We start from the raw sequence: 18,982 nt of genomic DNA on the forward strand, positions 1-18,982 counted from the left end.
CTTAACGACCACATCGACAGACGAAGTAAACGAGTTTGCTTATTGATTTAACCTTGCCCGTCACTGACTTGAAACGGGCAAAAAAAACACTATTGCTTATTGACAGAGTTACGGCTCATATGTGTTATGTCTCTAACTCTAACACCATTAATTGTGAATTTTCACCATAACTTGCGCAAATGTCTTCACAAGGTATATTAAAAAAACCAAACTTAGCCCAAAAGCCAGTTGAGTTCTGAACTGCCACTAATAGTATTTTTACAAAACTTTGAGTTTTGGCAATAGCGATTAGGTTTTGTACTAGCTCTCTACCTATATTTTTTCCTCGTGCTTCAAGCGCTAAAGCTAGATCATGAATAAATAAAGTTGAGCCGTAAGTTACTGAGATTTTTTCATTTAACTTTGGTGGGGTTTCACTCGCCCAAGGGTGTGATAATAAATAAGCTAATACTTCACCTTTATGGTCTGAATATACTGCACAGGTTTGTGGCGACGAATACCATTTACTTTTAAGAACTTTTACATCTTCAGGAGCTATGTCGGTATAGGCCTCATCCTGAATTTTTACGATGTCATTCCAAGCGTTTTGATTAATTGAACTAATCGACATGACACAATCTCCGAGAGACTGGTGTTACCCAATAATAAGTGAGCCAAGTGCTGGCAAGCGATTTACTCAGCAAATGGCATGATATGCCTTGGCGAATCTGATTCATTGGCTTATTAGTTTTACTTTTTACTTGATAAAATCGCTGAAACCAATTGAATCGCTTGATCCTTAGTAAAACCTTCATCGACTAAAGCCAAATAAAGATTTCTTATGTACTTTGCGTTAGCCTTAATTAACTTAGGATCATTCATTGCCTTTAATGAAGCTTCCATACTTTGAGACAATTGTTTAGCCAACATATCTGACATTACATTGGAATTACCATTTTCATTCGCATTCGCTGAACTTGAAAGTAACATCGCTACAAATAATGTTCCTTGAAATATCTTATACACTTGAATTCTCCTTGTGAAACTAACGCCTTACTAATGTATGAGCATAGTTTGGCAATTTTATTGTGCTGTTTGCAACTAAAAATGACAAACTATGGCGAATTACGACTAATTCTCTTGTTAGCTATACTTTATGTAGACGGCGTCCACTTAGCTTGAACATGAAATCTTTTTATCAAATCCTGTATTTTAGGGCTGTCACAACCCTCTGAGTCAATAACTTTATAAACGGCATTCGTCACTTTACTACTGCCTGTTTTTATAGTTTCCATAGCCTTTTCTTCAGTAAAGTCAGGTTTCCTTTTCCTTATTTCCTGAGACATCATGGTGGTTACCATGTGATAGTTTGCAAGAAAAGATATTAACTCCTCTTTCTTTGGCGTCATGCATTTACCTACAGCAGCACTAACCGCAGTAAATTGGTTATACATTTTCAAGATATTGGTATTCTCGGCATGGCTATTCAAGCAAATAAATAGACCTAAGAATGATACTGTTCGAGTGAATCCATGCATGATGACATCCTTGTTACCTAACGCCACATTAAGCGGCAAAAAACTTTTGGCTAGAATAACGAACGCAGTGAGAGCAGCCAACTGTTTTCGTCCGTTTAATTCTTGTTAGGTTTACTTTGCTCCACTATTTAACTCTGACTTGTTAAATATAGTGGCAGTAACAAAAACAGATACAAACAAAACGCCTCCCACGATCAAAGAAAGTGTTAAACCAATCCCAGTATTTTTTGCTAAGTATGCTACTAATCCAGCGACCACTAGTTGAATACAATTTGCAGTTGCAATCCATAATGGAATTGGTGACCGAAATGTACGTTTACGGCTAACGAACGCTAAAACAATACTGGTTATAGTTCCAACGCAAATAGAAAGGAGCAACATTATGAAAAGTAAAGATATGACTCCATCCATTGACACTGCTTCCTTGTAAACCTAGCAATTTAATCAGAGGAGTCATGCCTGTTTTTCTTCCACAGCAATGTCCTCTTTTTCTTATTACCACATTAATAACAAATTATGGTCGACCAAGCCACAAAATACTTCCACGCCAGTTATATGAATTTTCGTGCGGTACTAAAAAAGAAATCACTCCTCATTTCCTGACTTGGGAGGAAACCAGCACCTACTGTATATACTCCCAGTATCAAATTAGTGATTCTAATACTGCTATTTTTCAGCCATATATACTCTTAACAGGCTTTGCTTTACAATAGCCTCCATTGATAGGTTAAGGTTTTGTGTTTTACAAACTTAACATTTAGTAATGCAAAATTAGCGATTACACTGCCCCATTTATTAGAAGTATCTTAAGTCATGTTACAAGCTCCACCGTTATCTTTGTATATTCACATCCCTTGGTGTGTACAAAAATGTCCATACTGCGACTTTAATTCGCACGCGCTAAAGCATGATATTCCTGAGCATGATTACGTAGAAGAGCTAATAAAAGACTTAGACAGTGACATAGCTCGTTTCAAGCTCGAGAAAAGACAACTACACTCTATTTTCATTGGCGGTGGTACGCCAAGTCTGTTTTCAACTAACGCAATTCAAAGTTTATTATCTCAGGTAAAAGCACGATTTATTTACGCTCCCGATATGGAAGTCACCTTAGAAGCTAATCCTGGAACTGTAGAAGCAGATAAATTTGTCGGTTTTGCCGAGGCAGGCGTTACTCGTTTATCTATTGGTGTTCAAAGTTTTGAATCAGACAAACTCATTAAATTGGGGCGTATTCACGATAGTAATCAAGCACAACGTGCGGCTGAATTGGCTAAAGAGGCAGGAATAAAAAGTTTCAATCTCGATTTAATGCACGGTTTACCGAATCAAACGATTTCAGGTGCATTGGACGATTTGAAAACGGCAATTTCACTCGAACCTGAACATATCTCTTGGTATCAGCTAACAATCGAGCCTAATACAGCGTTTTATTCTAAGCCACCTAAACTTCCTGTTGATGACACCTTATGGTCAATTCAGGAGCAAGGGGTAGAACTATTGCATCAAGCAGGGTATGTACAATATGAAATTTCAGCGTACAGCAAGCCGAACTATCGAAGCGCACATAACCTCAACTATTGGACGTTTGGTGATTATCTCGGCATTGGTTGTGGGGCGCACGGTAAAATTACCAACACCAATTCAGGTAAGATACAACGTACTGTGAAGGTAAAACACCCTAAAGGTTACCTAGACAAAGAGCGAATGCATTTAGATCAACTCCGCGATGTTACAGCACAAGAGTTGCCTTTTGAGTTTATGATGAATCAACTACGTTTACGCCAGTCATTTTCTTTGTCACACTTTACACAGCGCACAGGCTTAAATGACACCATTATTTTACCTACATTACAACAAGCTGAGCGCAAAGGGTTGCTTGAAAGTAACGGTGAAACTTGGCAAGTAACGGTGCAAGGCCACCGCTATCTTAATGATTTGTTGGAAATGTTTTTGTAATGACCGCGTCAGAAACACATATAGACTCAACACCTGAGCAAGAAGCGCTCGATAGCCAATTTATGGCGCGAGCCATGGCGCTGGCCGAAAAAGCGGAAGCTCTCGGTGAAATTCCTGTAGGCGCAGTTGTTGTACACGATGGCAAAATTATAGGTGAAGGATATAACTTATCAATTACCAACAACGATCCGTCTGCTCATGCAGAAATGCTAGCTATCCGAGAAGCTGGTCAGTACCTCAATAATTATCGGCTTATCGATTGCACACTATACGTCACACTGGAACCCTGTCCTATGTGCGCCGGCTTATTAGTGCATAGCCGCATATCGCGTTTGGTTTTTGCTACAACAGACATGAAGACCGGAAGCGCAGGGAGCGTATTCAACTTAGTTGATAATGAAAATCTCAATCATCAAATAACGGTTTGCTCGGGTATACAGGCAGAAGAATGTAGTCAGCGTCTCTCTGCTTTTTTCCAACGCAGAAGAAAAGAAATAAAACAACAGAAAAAAGCAAGTAAACTCAATATCTAGTGATATAAATAATTTAGGCTTGTTTGAAAATGATAAGTTGGGGTTATTAGATAAGCATGGGTTTTCAGGCAGAAAACTCATTTGTGGGAAATCATTTCCCACATTAGGTTTAACTTTTATCCCGTTTAGGGGTCAGTGGTTCAAACCTTAGTTTGACGCACTGACATTAGTTTCATTAATAAATTGCGCCTGACGACGACAATTAATTTTGTGCTTTTGACGTTGCACTATACGTTTCCGCTGAATGCCGCGCATCAGCTTGCGTGTTCTATTAATCATAAGAACTCCTTAAGCGTTACTAGCTATCCATTTATTATTCACTGAATACATGACAGTAATATGACAACCACACAAATGCCAAACTCAATAATTGATTGTGCTTAATGCAACCGGGTAAACTTCATCGGTTCGAGAAAAGTTATCAGCTACGGCCAACTACTGCTCAGTATTCAATGCCTCATTACCATTATTGGGGACATTTTCACCGTTTTCAAGTAATTCTTCAGCGACTTGTTCTAGCTCACTCTCTTTATGGTTTTCATCAACCCACAATAGCGTATCGTAATAGCGGCGAATATTTTCAACATACTGAACGGCTTCGTCACCTCGAGCATAACCGTAGCGGGTAAATTTGTAGTACTTTTTCTGACGCAAGAGCGGTAAATACTCTTTTACTTCTACCCAGCGGTCAGGGTCTCCGCCTAACTTTTCAGTAATCCGACGGGCATCATTCAAGTGCCCTAACCCCACATTATAAGCAGCAAGTGCAAACCAAGTTCTGTCTGGCTCGGGAATGCGCTCAGGCATTCGCTTTATCATACGACGAAAATACTTAGCCCCACCTTGAATGCTTTGTTCTGCGTCTAGTCGGCTGCTAATCCCCATTTGCTTGGCAGTTGGCAACGTTAGCATCATCATGCCTCGTACCCCAGTATATGAGCGAGCTTTAGGGTTCCAGTGAGACTCTTGGTAGCTAATGGCGGCTAATAATCGCCAATCAAGATCTTGGCTATACTTCTCGAATAGTGGCCGATATGTAGGCAACGTTTTTTCAATCGCTTCCAAGTATACACGCGTATCAACGTAGTTAAATTGCTCCACATGTCCGTAATACTTGTCATTAAGTGCCAGTAACGTACCGTCATGATGGACATTACCGAAAAATTCGATGAGGCTAGCTAGTATGGCATGGTCACTCGATTGGGCTACAGCCCAAGCCAGTGGTTCAGATTGTTTAATGGTGAAGCCAATGCTTACTTCCGGGAAATAACGTCGGCTTACGGCTAGCGTGTGACTGTCAACAATGGTGTAGTCTATTTCTTCTTTTAAAAGCTTTAACAAAAGCTCTTCACTGTCTAATTCGTCGTTCTCATCCCAAGTTAACCCTGCATTTCGCAACTTTAGCTGTTCAAGGTTTTCAACATGGCTTGAGTTCGCAGTTACTTCAAGCTGACCAATTAAGTCACTTACTTCTCTTGGGCGTTTGTTGCCTTGCTTAAAAACAAGTTTTTGTGTGATGTCATTGTAGCTGGGGGCAAAACGGTAGTTATCTTTTCGCTTAGCGGTAACGGCCAGTCCTGCCGCTAAAAAATCCACTTCACCACTATTTAGTTTGCTGAAAAGTTCTTCAATGCTATAACTTGGTTCAACTTTGAGTTCAACACCAATATATTGTGCGTATTTACTCGCCAATTCATATTCATAGCCCGTAGGCCCTTGTGCACCAAGATAATAACTCGTAGGTCCGAACAATGTACCTACTGTAACATAGCCGCGATCAAGAATGCGTTGCAAACTCACTTGTTCTTTTTTCTGTACGTTACATGCCGCCAGAAAAACAGCCACTAAGCAAAGCAACAAAATTCGTTCAAGGATATTTTGCTTAAAATCAGTAATTAAAGACTTCATGAATGACATTGTGGCTGGTTTTGTGAGATTGATAAAGTTCTTTTTAGCTAATTGTCCTAAAGCTGGTATTTTTTCCTTACTTATGAGCGGATTTTCCACTATAATACGCGCGATTTTTTCCCCTAATATTATTTACTAGTGAGTAAACAAATGGCGATGTTGATCCAAACCCTTCGTGGCGCTCCGGCACTATCAGATTTTCGAATAAAGAAATTACTAACCCAATGTGCTGATTTGGGCCTCCCTGTAAAAGACATATACGCAGAGTTTACTCACTTTGCCCATGTGTCAGAAGCACTAACCGAGGAGGAGTCTGAAGTACTGGCGAAGCTTTTAACATACGGACCGACCATAGAAGAACATGATCCCATTGGCACATTGCACCTCGTTACTCCTCGCCCCGGCACTATCTCCCCCTGGTCTTCTAAATCTACCGACATTGCACACAACTGTGGTTTAAACAAAGTTATTCGCCTAGAACGCGGCCTTTCATATTATGTTGATAGCGCAACACTCACTGCTGAACAAGAAAAGCAATTAAATAGCCTTATTCATGACCGCATGATGGAAACGGTATTTAGTGAGTATCAGCAAGCTGAGGTATTGTTTGCCACAGCAGAGCCTGGTGAACTTACTTCTGTAGATATTTTGTCTGGTGGGCGTGAAGCGCTGGCAAAAGCCAACATAGATTTAGGTTTAGCACTTGCCGACGATGAAATCGATTATTTAGTGGAGAACTTCACTAGATTAGGACGCAACCCTAACGACATCGAATTATACATGTTCGCCCAAGCGAATTCAGAGCATTGTCGCCATAAAATCTTTAATGCTGACTGGACAATTGACGGCAAGCCACAAGAAAAATCATTATTTAAAATGATTAAAAACACCTACGAAACTAACAGCGACTTCGTGCTAAGTGCATACAAAGATAACGCTGCAGTAATGGTAGGTTCTGAAGGCGGTCGTTTCTTCCCTGACCCAGCCACAAAAGAATACAACTATAGCCATGAAGCTATTCAAATCCTGATGAAGGTTGAAACCCACAACCACCCTACAGCAATTTCGCCGTATCCGGGCGCTGCTACTGGTTCTGGCGGTGAAATTCGTGATGAAGGCGCTACAGGTATTGGTTCAAAACCAAAAGCTGGTTTAGTTGGCTTTACTGTGTCAAACCTTCGCATTCCGGGTTTTGAGCAACCATGGGAAACAGATTTTGGTAAGCCAGAACGTATCGTAACAGCGCTAGACATCATGACCGATGGTCCATTAGGTGGCGCAGCGTTTAACAACGAATTTGGTCGTCCAAACATTCTTGGTTATTTCCGTACTTACGAAGAAAAAGTCAATTCATTTAACGGCGAAGAAATTCGCGGTTACCACAAGCCAATCATGTTAGCGGGTGGTTTAGGTAATATCCGTGACGAACATGTACAAAAAGGCGAAATTAACGTTGGCGCAAATCTTATCGCATTAGGCGGCCCAGCAATGAACATCGGCCTTGGTGGTGGTGCAGCTTCTTCTATGGCATCAGGCCAATCTGCTGAAGACCTAGACTTTGCTTCTGTACAACGCGAAAACCCAGAAATGGAACGTCGTTGTCAGGAAGTTATCGACCGCTGCTGGCAGTTAGGTGAAGACAACCCTATTCTCTTTATCCATGATGTGGGGGCAGGTGGTTTATCAAACGCATTCCCTGAACTTGTATCAGACGGTGGTCGTGGCGGTAAATTTGAGCTGCGCAATGTACCAAACGACGAGCGCAGCATGTCACCATTAGAAATTTGGTGTAACGAATCGCAAGAACGTTATGTACTAGCCGTATCCGACGAACGATTAGCAGATTTTGAAGCCATTTGTAAGCGTGAGCGCGCACCATTTGCTGTAGTAGGTAAAGCGACAGAAGAAGAACACTTAACGTTAACAGATAGCCATTTTGACAACACACCTATCGATCTGTCGTTAGATGTACTTTTAGGTAAGCCACCTAAAATGCACCGTGATGTTGAAAGCAAAACTGAAACAGGCAAAGCGTTAGACACCAGTGATATTACTGTTGCAGATGCAGCTGAACGCTTATTGCGTTTACCAACAATTGCAGAAAAAACTTTCCTTATCACGATTGGCGACCGCAGTGTAACGGGTATGGTTTCACGCGATCAAATGGTTGGCCCATGGCAAGTACCTGTAGCAGATTGTGCAGTTACAGCCGCGTCATTGGACTCGTATCACGGTGAAGCAATGTCGATGGGTGAACGTACGCCTGTTGCACTATTAAACTACGGCGCTTCTGCACGTTTAGCAGTAGCCGAGTCTTTAACTAATATCGCCTCTACAGATATTGGTGATTTAAATCGTATCAAGCTTTCTGCAAACTGGATGGCTGCAGCGGGTCACCCGGGTGAAGATGCCGGTTTATACGAAGCAGTAAAAGCAGTTGGTGAAGAGCTATGTCCAGCCTTGGGATTAACTATTCCAGTGGGCAAAGACTCAATGTCAATGAAAACACAATGGCAGGAAAATGGTGAAGACAAATCTGTAACAGCACCTCTGTCACTTGTCATTACAGCATTTGGTCGCGTAGAAGACATTCGTAAAACAGTTACACCGCAACTTCGCACTGACAAAGGTGATTCGCGCATTGTAGCGATTGACTTATCAGGTGGTAAAAACCGTTTAGGCGGCTCATGTTTAGCGCAAGTTTATAAGCAACTAGGTACTGAAACACCTGACGTTGATAATGCAGAAACATTGAAAGGCTTCTTTAATGCAATGCAAGCGTTAGTCGCCGAGCAAAAATTGCTTGCTTACCATGACCGTTCAGATGGTGGTTTATTCACTACATTAGCTGAAATGGCATTTGCGGGTCATACAGGTATTGATGTTGATTTGACTAAACTTACAGGCTCTGACCTTGAAGTTATGTTCAATGAAGAATTAGGTGCTGTGATTCAAATTCGTGAACAAGACGTTGACGCGGTACACAAAGTGCTTGAAGCCCATGGCGTTCTTGAATTATGTACTGACATTGGTCGTATCAATAACGAAGATACGATTCGCATAACTCGTAATAACGACACATTACTTGAGAATACGCGCACATACTTCCGCACAATCTGGGCAGAAACGACATTACGCATGCAAGCATTGCGTGATAACCCAGAATGCGCACAGCAAGAATTCGATGTTAAGTTTGACACCGAAGATCCAGGATTGAACGCAGAGCTTACGTTCGACATCAACGAAGATATCGTTGCTGATCTCATTGCTAAAGACGCACAATCTGGTAACAACCCGAAAGTAGCGATTTTACGTGAGCAAGGAGTGAATTCACACGTTGAAATGGCAGCAGCATTTGATCGTGCAGGCTTTAGCGCGATTGACGTTCACATGTCAGACATTTTGGAAGGTCGTGTTGATTTAGCTGACTTCAATGGCTTAGTAGCTTGTGGTGGCTTCTCTTACGGTGACGTTTTAGGCGCTGGTGAAGGTTGGGCAAAATCAATCTTGTTTAACGCCAAAGCACGAGAAATGTTCAAAACATTCTTCCACCGTGAAGACACTTTCAGTTTAGGTGTTTGTAATGGTTGTCAGATGTTATCTAACCTGAAAGAAATCATTCCAGGCAGCGACGCATGGCCGCGTTTTGTTCAGAACCAATCTGAGCGTTTTGAAGCACGTTTTTCACTAGTTGAAATTCAAGAGAGCCCGTCAATTTTCTTCAAGGGCATGGAAGGTTCAAGAATGCCAATCGCAGTTTCTCACGGTGAAGGTCGTGCAGAATTTGCTTCTGAAGATGCCATTGGTGTGGCGAATGATTCTGGCACAGTGTCAATGCGTTACGTTAACAACTATGGTGACATTACTGAGACTTACCCAGCTAACCCGAACGGTTCGCCTGACGGTATTACTTCATTGACGACAACAGACGGTCGCGTAACGATTATGATGCCTCACCCAGAACGTGTATTCCGCACGGTAGCTAACTCTTGGCACCCTGATGAGTGGCAAGAAGATTCACCTTGGGTACGCATGTTTAGAAACGCACGTAAATTTATCGGCTAATTACCCAATTGCCAATAAACAAGAAAGGACACTACGGTGTCCTTTTTTATATCTGACACTAAGTGAAATAGATACAAATTAAAAGCGTACGAATACGCTCTCAAACCCAATACCGATTGAATATAAATTCCATTCAAAAAGCATAGATTTACTCGCACCAATATTTTTATTGCATATGCAACAAAACAAAGTAATATGATAGAAATTCAGTTGCTAACCCACTGAAATATATAACTGAATCAGGTGTCAATACAGATATTATTTTGTCCTAGAAACGCATTAAAACTATCAACTTTTCTTGCCACATTACGATAAAATCCGTCAATCATGGTTGACAGCTACTGTACATAACGCTGAATTCGCAAGCATTTACAGGTATTGCCTGAAAAGATTCAAAACCGCTAAGCTAACTGAAATACGTATTGTTAAGGAGCAAGTATGCAACCACATGACGCTTCACCATTAGAAGATTATATTGAATACCCGCAAGACGAAATGATTGCCCGTTCGCAATTGTTTTATCAAGAAATAAAACGACGTCACACAATTCGCAGTTTTAGTGACCGCCCAGTACCAAAAGAAATCATTGAAAACTGTATTAAAGCAGCGGGGACTGCACCAAGCGGTGCTAACCATCAGCCATGGCACTTTGTTGCTGTTAGCTGTGCAGAGGTTAAAAAGCAGATTCGAGAGCAAGCGGAAAATCATGAACGAAGCTTCTATGAGGGTCGCGCTGGTGAAGAATGGTTAGATGCGCTAAAGCCACTGGGCACAGACGCAGATAAACCTTATCTTGAACATGCACCATGGTTAATTGCCATATTCAGTGAAAAGAAAGGTGGCATTCACACGGAAGACAAAAATACCAACTACTATGTGCATGAATCCGTTGGCATCGCTACGGGTTTTTTAATCAACGCCCTGCACTCTTCAGGCTTAGTAACACTTACCCACACCCCGAAACCAATGTCATTCTTAAGTAAAGTATGCGGTCGAGGAGAAAACGACAGAGCTTATATGCTGTTAATCGCCGGCTATCCGGCTGAAGACGCTACGGTACCTCACCATGCGCAAGTGAAAAAACCACTCGAAGAAATTGCTACATTTTTAGATTAGATCTAGTTTATAAATTAGCTGTAGTAACAATCGAGTGATTAAAACTAAAAAGGTAAGCTAATGCTTACCTTTTTAGTATAAATGTTGAATTACATTGCTCAATCAATTTCAAGTGCTATGTCAGTGCACTTCTTGCCGCATCGTATTGTAGATTCAGTTGACACATTATCGAATGAAATCATTAGCTTTTGATGACAATATGGGCAGTCAGTTTGCTTTCCAGCCAGCACATTCGAAATAAAACGCTTCTGTTCTGCAAACCCTTTCTTCTTAATTTTTGTCAGCGCCTTAAGCGCAGATAGGTCAACCATAGTTAATAAGGCAAGGTGGCAGGCGTAACACAATACCAACCGTCATATTTGCCGTTTAATGGAGCAGAACTCGTAATAAGCAACTGTTCATAAGCCTTAATATTTTCATAACTTGGCGACATTTCTGGGTATGCAGTAATTTCCCAGGGAAATTCTTCATCACCATTGTAATGACAGAAAGACAGCTTTTGGTTGTTCTCCAACAGCAAATGCCCAAACTTCAATGCTAATTCTTCAGTTTGAAATATTACGGAGAATTCAACTTCGCGAGATTCTGTAAGGTCATCTCCTTGCTCTAGCATCTTCCATAAAGCATCGCCACAGCTATCATTTGGAAACAATGCTAAATCTCGTTCCATAATTTCTCTCCCGACATATAAAGTTCAGTATTTTAACCATGCGTGCATGATAACGCTAGTCAGCAAATACTGAAATATGTTTAAATTTACTCAGTATGTACAAATATAACTATAAGGCAAAAATTGATTTATGAGTAAATTTGAACTGCATATCCCCATAAAGTTCAAAAATAGCTTTGCCATTGATCTCATTTCCTCTCAATGTTCTTTATCAAAAAGTCAGATAAAACAAGCAATTGACAAAGGTTGCCTGTGGCTAACAGAAAAGAACAAGACTAAAAGAGTACGTAAGATAAAACGAAGTTTACCTGAACATGCTGAGCTTCATTTTTATTATGACGAGCAAGTACTTAGTCAAAAATGCCCGAGCGCGACTTTGCTGCAAGATTATCAAGAATACAGTATTTGGTATAAACCGTATGGAATGCTTAGCCAAGGCTCAAAATGGAGTGATCACTGTACAGTTAGCCGGTGGGCAGAAAAGCACTTGTCTCCGCAAAGACCAGCATTTATCGTTCACCGGCTTGACAGAGCTGCAACGGGTTTAATTATTTTGGCGCATAGTAAAAAAGCCGCAAAAGCGCTTAGTGCACTATTTGAACACCATCATATTAAAAAGCATTACCAGATAATTACTCACGGCAAATGCGCAATCGGCGAAGCAACTAGAATAGACGCCAACATTGATCAGCGCAGCGCTGTTAGCCACTTTACGGGCAATGCGTATGATGAGAACGCCGATATTTCATTATTTGATGTGGTGATTGAAACGGGTAGAAAACATCAGATCCGCAAGCATGCGAGTCATTTGGGTTACCCAGTTGTAGGTGATCGTTTACACGGAGATAACGACAAAAGTTATCCAGATGATCTCAATTTACAGCTTTGTTCAACATCGATGAAGTTTCAATGCCCTATTTCTAACAAGCCTGTCGACATTACCTTGCCAGATAACCTTCGTTTAAATCTGGCTGACACAAGTCAACGCTTGAAGGAATCGTAACCTCAAGCGTTTCCCCTAGTTCGTCTCTTTTATCCGTTCGCATTAAGCGTGATTAACGACGTTTAGAACGGCGTACTCACGCTTCGACTGTCCTGAGTTTATCGAAGGGCGCGCTCAGCATCGAACAGTGAGCTTTATTCGAATGTCCTGAGCTTGCCTAAGGGGCTGATTTGGACGCACGAATTGTGGGAGTGTTGGTTTCGCAAAAACAAGTCATCCCCTTCACGCCCGCGAAAAGTTACGCGCTATAAATAATCTTACTATCGTCTAGCTGTGATACCTGACCACCGACGATATGATCTATGCCGATATCTTTTAGAATCGAGATTCCTTGTTCGCGTTGATCAACAGTCATTGCTTTATAAGGTAATCTAAAAACGGGTTTAATGGCACTTGTCATCATTAAAGCGGTGTTTAGTGGAATTGGGTTAGGCTCACTAAATAACCATGCCATTAACGGCTGTAGTTTTTGATTTAGCGGCTGGTTTTCTTTGTCCATTAATTCACGCATTAATTCAGGAACAATATTTGACGTAACAGAGATTACGCCATGTGAGCCAAATTGATGGATACCATCATGACACTCATCATCGTTACCTGACCAACAAGCAATCCCTTTTTGTTCGTAATAAGCTATTCGCTCATTGCCCGCACACTCTTTAACACCAATAAAGTTCTTATGCTCAGAAAGCGGTTCAATAATTTCAGGTAAAATGTCCTGACCAGTTCTTCCCGGTACGTTATAGATAAACGCAGGACCCAAATTTAAGATACGATTAAAATGCTCGGAAACGCCAGCGAAAGATGTACGGCCATAATACGGATTAATTTGTAATGCCGCATCCATTCCCATTGCAAAACCATTTTCTGTTGCCTTCAGCGCTTCGCGCGTATTGTTACTTCCCGTATTTCCAACAATAATGAGCTTATCGCCATATTTGTGAGCACTATGAGCAATAAGCATCAAGTGCTCTTCCCAACTAAGCAAATGTCCTTCGCCTGTCGTTCCACCAACGACAATGCCATCAACGCCAGCTGCTATTTGTTTGGCAATTAATGCGTCATAGGCAGGAAGATCTATATCACCTTTTTCATTAAAAGGTGTTTTCACTGCGGTAATCAATTTTGCTTGCTTAATTTGTTCAATCGATTTCATTTGAATTCTCAAGTTCTTATTTGTGCAGAATTAACAATAACCAATATTTTCTGTGATGCGTTTTAGCTTATAAATTTCGCCAGATACCACATGTTGATAGGTAAACTCTTGGTTATTCAAACTAAGTACTTTGTATGCATGATAATTATCGGGATCGGCAGTGTTAGCAGAAAATGCCTCATTTTCAATAACTTCACCTTTAGTGATAGTAAAGTGAATTTCTCCACAAATACCCCAATCACCAAATTCAATGCTTTCTTCGATTAAGTTTTCCTGATGAGAAATAGTAAAGTGAAACTCATAACTTCCATCTTCCGCAAGCTGGGCAATTTCCATGATTTCTCTGCCATTTTCGTCTAGCTCTACTCTAAACCATCTACCGAATAATGCACTTCTATCAAAACTCATGAAAGGCTCACTGTTAATCTCAGAATGCAACTTCAACAGTCAATCTTGCATTTATGCTTGATGACCCTTGAAAATGCGCTGTACTCTTCTATGTGGTCGATTATAAACATAAAAAAAGCGGCTTGATAGCCGCTTTTTTAAGTATTTGTGTCAGAGTTAGCCGACAAATAACCTATATCTTGAGAATCTTAACGGAACCATTCACACTTTCTATTTCAATATCAACACGTCCGTCGCCGATTACGCCTTTTAGCTCATTGCCAACAAACGTCCCTTCTTCTACACGTAAACCGAAGTCATTTTTGATTCGACCATGCATTGTGTCTACATCAACATTTGCGCCAATACTTTCAGGTAATGCTAATTTAACACTGCCATTAACCGTTTCAATATCGATGTCACGCAATGATGTCGCATCTGATTGATAAACAACTTTGATACTTCCGTTAACAGACGAGATATCGCTATCTCCCTTTGCACCCTCAACTTCTACAGAACCATTAACCAGATCAACGTTTAAATTACCTTCAACGTTATCTACTTGTAATGAACCATTCACTAGTTCGATTCCAGCAAGCTCAGTATCTGTAGGAACCATAATTTCGTATTCAACTTCCACATTGTTGTTTCGATTATTACGCCAGTTAGACTCTTCTTTATATTTTGTGCGAACAAGCACGTTGTTACCCGATTGCTCAATAATCACTTTAACCCGCTCTCTCGCATTGTCATTGTCTGCCGTTACTATAGCGACAACGTTAATTTCGTCTTTATCCCAGGCTTTAATTGACACTTCGCCATTAATGTTTTCTACGCGCAATTCACTGCCCGCATCAACTTGCATCGTTTTTTCAATGCGATCTGTTACATCGGCTAAAGCGTTGCTCGCTCCCCCAAAAGTAAGAAGTAGCGCCCCTGCCAATGAAAGTGATTTATTCATAGTAATTTCCTTCAATTTAATCGTTTTTTTTATTAGATGCACGGTACACTATATTTGGTTTAAATAATTAAAAAAAATTTTTGTCGCAAAAAGGAATCGGTTTGAAAATTCAATTATTAATGACAGGCAACGAACTGATGGTAGGTGATATCATTGATTCAAATTCCGCCATGATCGCGAAGTCGCTCAAGCAAATAGGTCATAATGTTTGTCGAAAGGTAACAGTAGCAGACGATTTCGCCATGTTGGTAAATGAAATTAAAGATATGACTCAACAAGCCGAGGTACTCATTATCAACGGCGGGCTAGGTCCTACAGTTGACGATCTAACTGCTGAAGCACTGGCAAGAGCGGCTGACTTACCAATAGCTACTCATGAGAAGGCATTGGCTCACTTACAAGCGTGGGGGCAAGCGCGCAATCAACAATTGACCAAAGCAAACTTAAAGCAAGCAGAATTGCCGAAAGGCTGTAACATCATCCCCAATCCGGTTGGTAGTGCCGTAGGGTTTTCTCTTTCTCTCAATAATTGCCAAGTTTATTGCACACCGGGAGTTCCTCGGGAACTCGAATTAATGCTAAATGAGCAACTCATACCAGATGTAGACACACAAACTGATAGCTACCTCACTATCAAACGATTTTCTGTATTTGGCATTGGCGAATCTGCTTTGCAGGAGCTTATTGACCAACAAATTCCACAATGGCCTAGCACAATTGCACTTGGATTCAGGGCTGCATCACCACTTATTGAACTAAAACTTACATGTACGAACAAAGCTGATGTACCTTCGTTGGAATTACTTGCCAAACAACTAAAATCGATACTGCAGGCGCACATAATTGAAGAAGTTCAAACTCAACCACGCTCACTAGCACAGGTATTGGTTGAATTATTAACATCTCGACAAGAAATCATCGCGACAGCAGAATCTTGCACCGGTGGACTGATTGCCAGTTTACTTACCGAAGTGTCTGGCTCGTCTGCGGTTTTTGAAGCTGGTTTCGTAACTTATTCAAATCGTATGAAAGAGCACATGGTTGGCGTAAACCATACGACACTCGCGCAACATGGTGCAGTGAGTGAATCCGTTGTTAGGGAAATGGTACAAGGTGCAATTAGGGAATCGGGCTCCAAATATGGTGTTGCAGTTTCAGGAATTGCGGGGCCAACAGGCGGAAGTATAGACAAACCCGTAGGTACCGTGTGGATCGCCTGGGGAACAGCGAGTGATGTTCGCACACAAAAAATGCTTATCTGTGGCGAGCGAAAATACTTCCAAAACTCTGTAGCTTACCGAACACTTGACCTAATTCGGCGATTTATTTTAAACGACACAACCAAGCCACACTACACCAAGAGACTTGTTTAAAATTTGTTCATTCAAAAGTACTTACATCAACAATAATGTAGCGAGTTTCGTCAATGACAAGATATTGTCGAAGTAATATTGCTAATCACGGCAATGTAAGCGACTAAAACATTGCGGAGTAAGAGAAAAGTTTATATATTTACAAACAGAATACTCTTGATTGCATTTAAAAAGCTTATGTTATCAGGCAACTTATAATGACAACATGTTCAATATGATGTCCGCTGATAAACATAGCTAAATCAAGAGACAAGTATAGATAGGGGTCTGTTTTGATAGAAAAAAACTTCATCACCAGTGGACGAAATACAATTATCCACAAAATTAGAAAATTCGACTTATTAATAGTCAATGGTAGTCATCCTGTTGTTATCGTGAGTAATCGCGGCATCGGTGTTTATAATGGCCCTATTCCGAGAAAACGTTCTGATGCAAAAAAAGCTTACCAAGAAGTTGTTGATGTTGGATCAACTGACGTATTTGGCGAAGAGAAAACGCTCCTTTTTGTTCAGGCATTAGACAACAAAGAATATAAGGTCGACTACAGTAAAGTTGGCACCAATAGCTTTATACGTATTCATCAAGAGAATTACATATAAATATCTTGATATTTGAGCTGTAACTTGGAGCTGTACGCGAGTGACTAAAGCAACGCTAGAACCAAATAAGAAAAATAATATTGATCTTGTGCTTACCCCAATCAAAGGTGGAACGCCACTTAACGAGGTAAGTATCGACGAATTAATTAAGGATTCTGAATACCAAGGACTCTTTGTTGATCGCGGTAATATTAAAAATGCACTCGCTGAATTATCGAGTGTGTTAAAGCCTTTGCAAGAAAACCAAACTGGCCGTGAAATAAAATACCAAATCCTAGAGCGCAAAGACGCCACCATCTCCGTAGAAATTGGCAGCGATGAAATGTCAGCTACGGCAGAAATAACAACAGCACGAGGCGGAAAAAACTTAACTGCGAAGGAAATTTTAAATGCCGCTCAACAAGCTGGCGTGAAAAAAGGATTTAGCAAAGAAGAATTAGTAAAACTAGCTCAAATGGCGGCTCGAGAGGAACCTGGCAGTACCGTCAAAGCGACTATCGCATTTGGCATTGACGCTAAAAATGGCCGAGATGCCAGAATCAAAATGCTGGTACAAAGCGCACAAGATCGCATACTTCGACCCAAAGAGCGTGACGACGGTACTGTCGACATGCGTGATTTAGGTGACATTATTTGCGTAAAAATAGGTGATCCGCTTGCCAAAAAAATTCCGCTTACTGAAGGCTCTTTAGGGTATTTCGTAACAGGCACACCTATTGACCCAAAACCCGGCGAAGATGTTGCATTGAAAGCCGGTGAAGGCACAGAGATTAGCCCCAAAAACAACGACGTTTTGATTTCAACTAAAGTCGGTCTACCGCGATTGATAGAAAACGGTATGGAAGTTGACGAAGTCTACAAAATCAAAAACGTTGATGTAAGTACTGGTCATATTAAATTTGAAGGTAGTGTAATTATCGATGGCGATGTTTCAGAAGGAATGAAAGTTATTGCTTCAGGCGACATCACAATTGGTGGATTTGTTGAGTCAGCCATTATCGAATCTGGCGGTGATATTACCATAGGTAGCGGCATTATTGGCCGCAAACAGGAAGTCGAAAGCACCAATGTAAAAGATATCGTTATGAGTGCCAATATAAAAGCGAAAGGAAAGATATTCGCAAAATATTGCCAGTATGCTGAGATCAATTGTTCTGATTTGCGCATAGAAAACCAACTCATGCACAGCATTATTGACGTTGAAAATGGGCTATGGGTTGGTTCTGAAGACAAAGCTAACGGTAAATTAATTGCGGGTTATATCAGCGCAGGCACCTCTGTAAGCGCAGGCACAGTTGGAGCAACGGCTGGTAGCACAACCATTGTAAACTTCGAAAAGCGCTTAATTGCCTTTAAAGAAAAGCTAAACGAGCTGGAGCAGCGACAAAAAGTAGAGTCAGACAAAACCAGCGAGTTACAAGCAGCGACAACAAAATTGAAAAAGCTTCCTGCGGATAAAGTTGATCAGGAAATGATGAACAAAGTTGTCTCAACATATAAGCATCATGCAGCCCAACTTGGCCAAATACTTAATGAAAAAGAAAAGCTAGAAGAAGAGATTCAAATCTATATGAATTCTGTTTATTTAGAAGGAACAGAAAGGATCTATCATGGCGTTGAAACCCGAGTCGGTGATTTTTCAGAAAAAACCAAGCGAGAATACGGCCCGAGCAAAATGCGCTACAAGGAACGAAAAGTTATAATCGATCCTATAGTAACTAGTTAACCTATACTT

The 18,982-nt window shown here is 40.9% G+C and carries 17 protein-coding genes; 8 read left to right on the plus strand and 9 right to left on the minus strand.

Annotation, left to right across the window (positions count from 1 at the left end; translation table 11 throughout):
• Positions 1 to 124: 124 nt before the first annotated feature.
• From ACSLUK_RS19095 to ACSLUK_RS19105, 3 genes are all read right to left on the minus strand, one after another.
• Positions 125 to 610: a GNAT family N-acetyltransferase gene (locus ACSLUK_RS19095; RefSeq protein WP_448550389.1), complete on the minus strand. Its 486-nt coding sequence runs from the start codon at positions 608 to 610 to the stop codon at positions 125 to 127.
• Between the two features lie 119 nt (positions 611 to 729).
• Positions 730 to 1,005, minus strand: coding sequence for a hypothetical protein (locus tag ACSLUK_RS19100; RefSeq protein WP_448550390.1), 276 nt, complete (start codon positions 1,003 to 1,005; stop codon positions 730 to 732).
• 128 nt (positions 1,006 to 1,133) lie between these two features.
• Positions 1,134 to 1,598, minus strand: coding sequence for a hypothetical protein (locus ACSLUK_RS19105; protein ID WP_448550391.1), 465 nt, complete (start codon positions 1,596 to 1,598; stop codon positions 1,134 to 1,136).
• Positions 1,599 to 2,330: 732 nt separating this feature from the next.
• Here ACSLUK_RS19105 and hemW point away from each other — a divergent pair.
• Both hemW and tadA read left to right on the plus strand, forming a co-directional pair.
• Complete coding sequence (gene hemW, locus ACSLUK_RS19110) at positions 2,331 to 3,476, plus strand: radical SAM family heme chaperone HemW (protein WP_448550392.1); 1,146 nt, start codon at positions 2,331 to 2,333, stop codon at positions 3,474 to 3,476.
• Positions 3,476 to 4,009 (plus strand): tRNA adenosine(34) deaminase TadA, encoded by a 534-nt coding sequence (tadA, locus tag ACSLUK_RS19115; RefSeq protein ID WP_448550393.1) that lies wholly within the window; start codon positions 3,476 to 3,478, stop codon positions 4,007 to 4,009. Before hemW ends, tadA begins: the two co-directional genes overlap by 1 nt.
• Positions 4,010 to 4,156: 147 nt before the next feature.
• Here tadA and ACSLUK_RS19120 read toward each other — a convergent pair whose 3' ends face one another.
• Positions 4,157 to 4,288, minus strand: a complete 132-nt coding sequence (locus ACSLUK_RS19120) for a hypothetical protein (protein WP_448550394.1) — start codon at positions 4,286 to 4,288, stop codon at positions 4,157 to 4,159.
• A gap of 156 nt (positions 4,289 to 4,444) precedes the next feature.
• The gene (mltF, locus tag ACSLUK_RS19125) at positions 4,445 to 5,917 is read right to left on the minus strand and encodes a membrane-bound lytic murein transglycosylase MltF (protein ID WP_448550395.1); all 1,473 of its coding nucleotides are present in this window, start codon (positions 5,915 to 5,917) and stop codon (positions 4,445 to 4,447) included.
• 156 nt (positions 5,918 to 6,073) lie between these two features.
• On the opposite strand from mltF, the gene purL reads away from it, so the two are divergent.
• Positions 6,074 to 9,982: a phosphoribosylformylglycinamidine synthase gene (gene purL / locus ACSLUK_RS19130; RefSeq protein WP_527252149.1), complete on the plus strand. Its 3,909-nt coding sequence runs from the start codon at positions 6,074 to 6,076 to the stop codon at positions 9,980 to 9,982.
• A 438-nt stretch (positions 9,983 to 10,420) separates the two neighbouring features.
• A complete protein-coding gene (locus tag ACSLUK_RS19135; protein ID WP_448550397.1) occupies positions 10,421 to 11,098 on the plus strand; it encodes a nitroreductase family protein in 678 nt (225 codons plus the stop codon).
• Between the two features lie 313 nt (positions 11,099 to 11,411).
• On the opposite strand, the gene ACSLUK_RS19140 is transcribed toward ACSLUK_RS19135, so the two are convergent.
• Positions 11,412 to 11,768, minus strand: a complete 357-nt coding sequence (locus ACSLUK_RS19140) for a ribonuclease E inhibitor RraB (protein WP_448550398.1) — start codon at positions 11,766 to 11,768, stop codon at positions 11,412 to 11,414.
• Between the two features lie 130 nt (positions 11,769 to 11,898).
• Here ACSLUK_RS19140 and ACSLUK_RS19145 point away from each other — a divergent pair, with 130 nt between their 5' ends.
• Positions 11,899 to 12,771 (plus strand): RluA family pseudouridine synthase, encoded by an 873-nt coding sequence (locus tag ACSLUK_RS19145; RefSeq protein ID WP_448550399.1) that lies wholly within the window; start codon positions 11,899 to 11,901, stop codon positions 12,769 to 12,771.
• Between the two features lie 238 nt (positions 12,772 to 13,009).
• Here the strand turns inward: ACSLUK_RS19145 and dapA are convergent, their stop codons facing one another.
• The 3 genes from dapA to ACSLUK_RS19160 form a co-directional block, all read right to left on the minus strand.
• Positions 13,010 to 13,927 (minus strand): 4-hydroxy-tetrahydrodipicolinate synthase, encoded by a 918-nt coding sequence (gene dapA / locus ACSLUK_RS19150; RefSeq protein ID WP_448550400.1) that lies wholly within the window; start codon positions 13,925 to 13,927, stop codon positions 13,010 to 13,012.
• Positions 13,928 to 13,957: 30 nt separating this feature from the next.
• Positions 13,958 to 14,335 (minus strand): hypothetical protein, encoded by a 378-nt coding sequence (locus ACSLUK_RS19155; RefSeq protein ID WP_448550401.1) that lies wholly within the window; start codon positions 14,333 to 14,335, stop codon positions 13,958 to 13,960.
• A gap of 172 nt (positions 14,336 to 14,507) precedes the next feature.
• Positions 14,508 to 15,275, minus strand: a complete 768-nt coding sequence (locus ACSLUK_RS19160) for a DUF4097 family beta strand repeat-containing protein (RefSeq protein WP_448550402.1) — start codon at positions 15,273 to 15,275, stop codon at positions 14,508 to 14,510.
• Between the two features lie 101 nt (positions 15,276 to 15,376).
• Between ACSLUK_RS19160 and ACSLUK_RS19165 the strand changes: the two genes are divergently transcribed.
• The 3 genes from ACSLUK_RS19165 to ACSLUK_RS19175 all read left to right on the plus strand — a co-directional run bounded on the left by ACSLUK_RS19165 (position 15,377) and on the right by ACSLUK_RS19175 (position 18,973).
• Positions 15,377 to 16,648, plus strand: a complete 1,272-nt coding sequence (locus ACSLUK_RS19165) for a CinA family nicotinamide mononucleotide deamidase-related protein (RefSeq protein WP_448550403.1) — start codon at positions 15,377 to 15,379, stop codon at positions 16,646 to 16,648.
• A gap of 272 nt (positions 16,649 to 16,920) precedes the next feature.
• On the plus strand, positions 16,921 to 17,247 hold the full coding sequence (locus ACSLUK_RS19170) for a hypothetical protein (protein WP_448550404.1): 327 nt from the start codon (positions 16,921 to 16,923) through the stop codon (positions 17,245 to 17,247).
• Between the two features lie 40 nt (positions 17,248 to 17,287).
• Positions 17,288 to 18,973: a flagellar assembly protein A gene (locus tag ACSLUK_RS19175; RefSeq protein ID WP_448550405.1), complete on the plus strand. Its 1,686-nt coding sequence runs from the start codon at positions 17,288 to 17,290 to the stop codon at positions 18,971 to 18,973.
• Positions 18,974 to 18,982: the final 9 nt, after the last annotated feature.

The organism is Thalassotalea fusca (assembly GCF_053485835.1).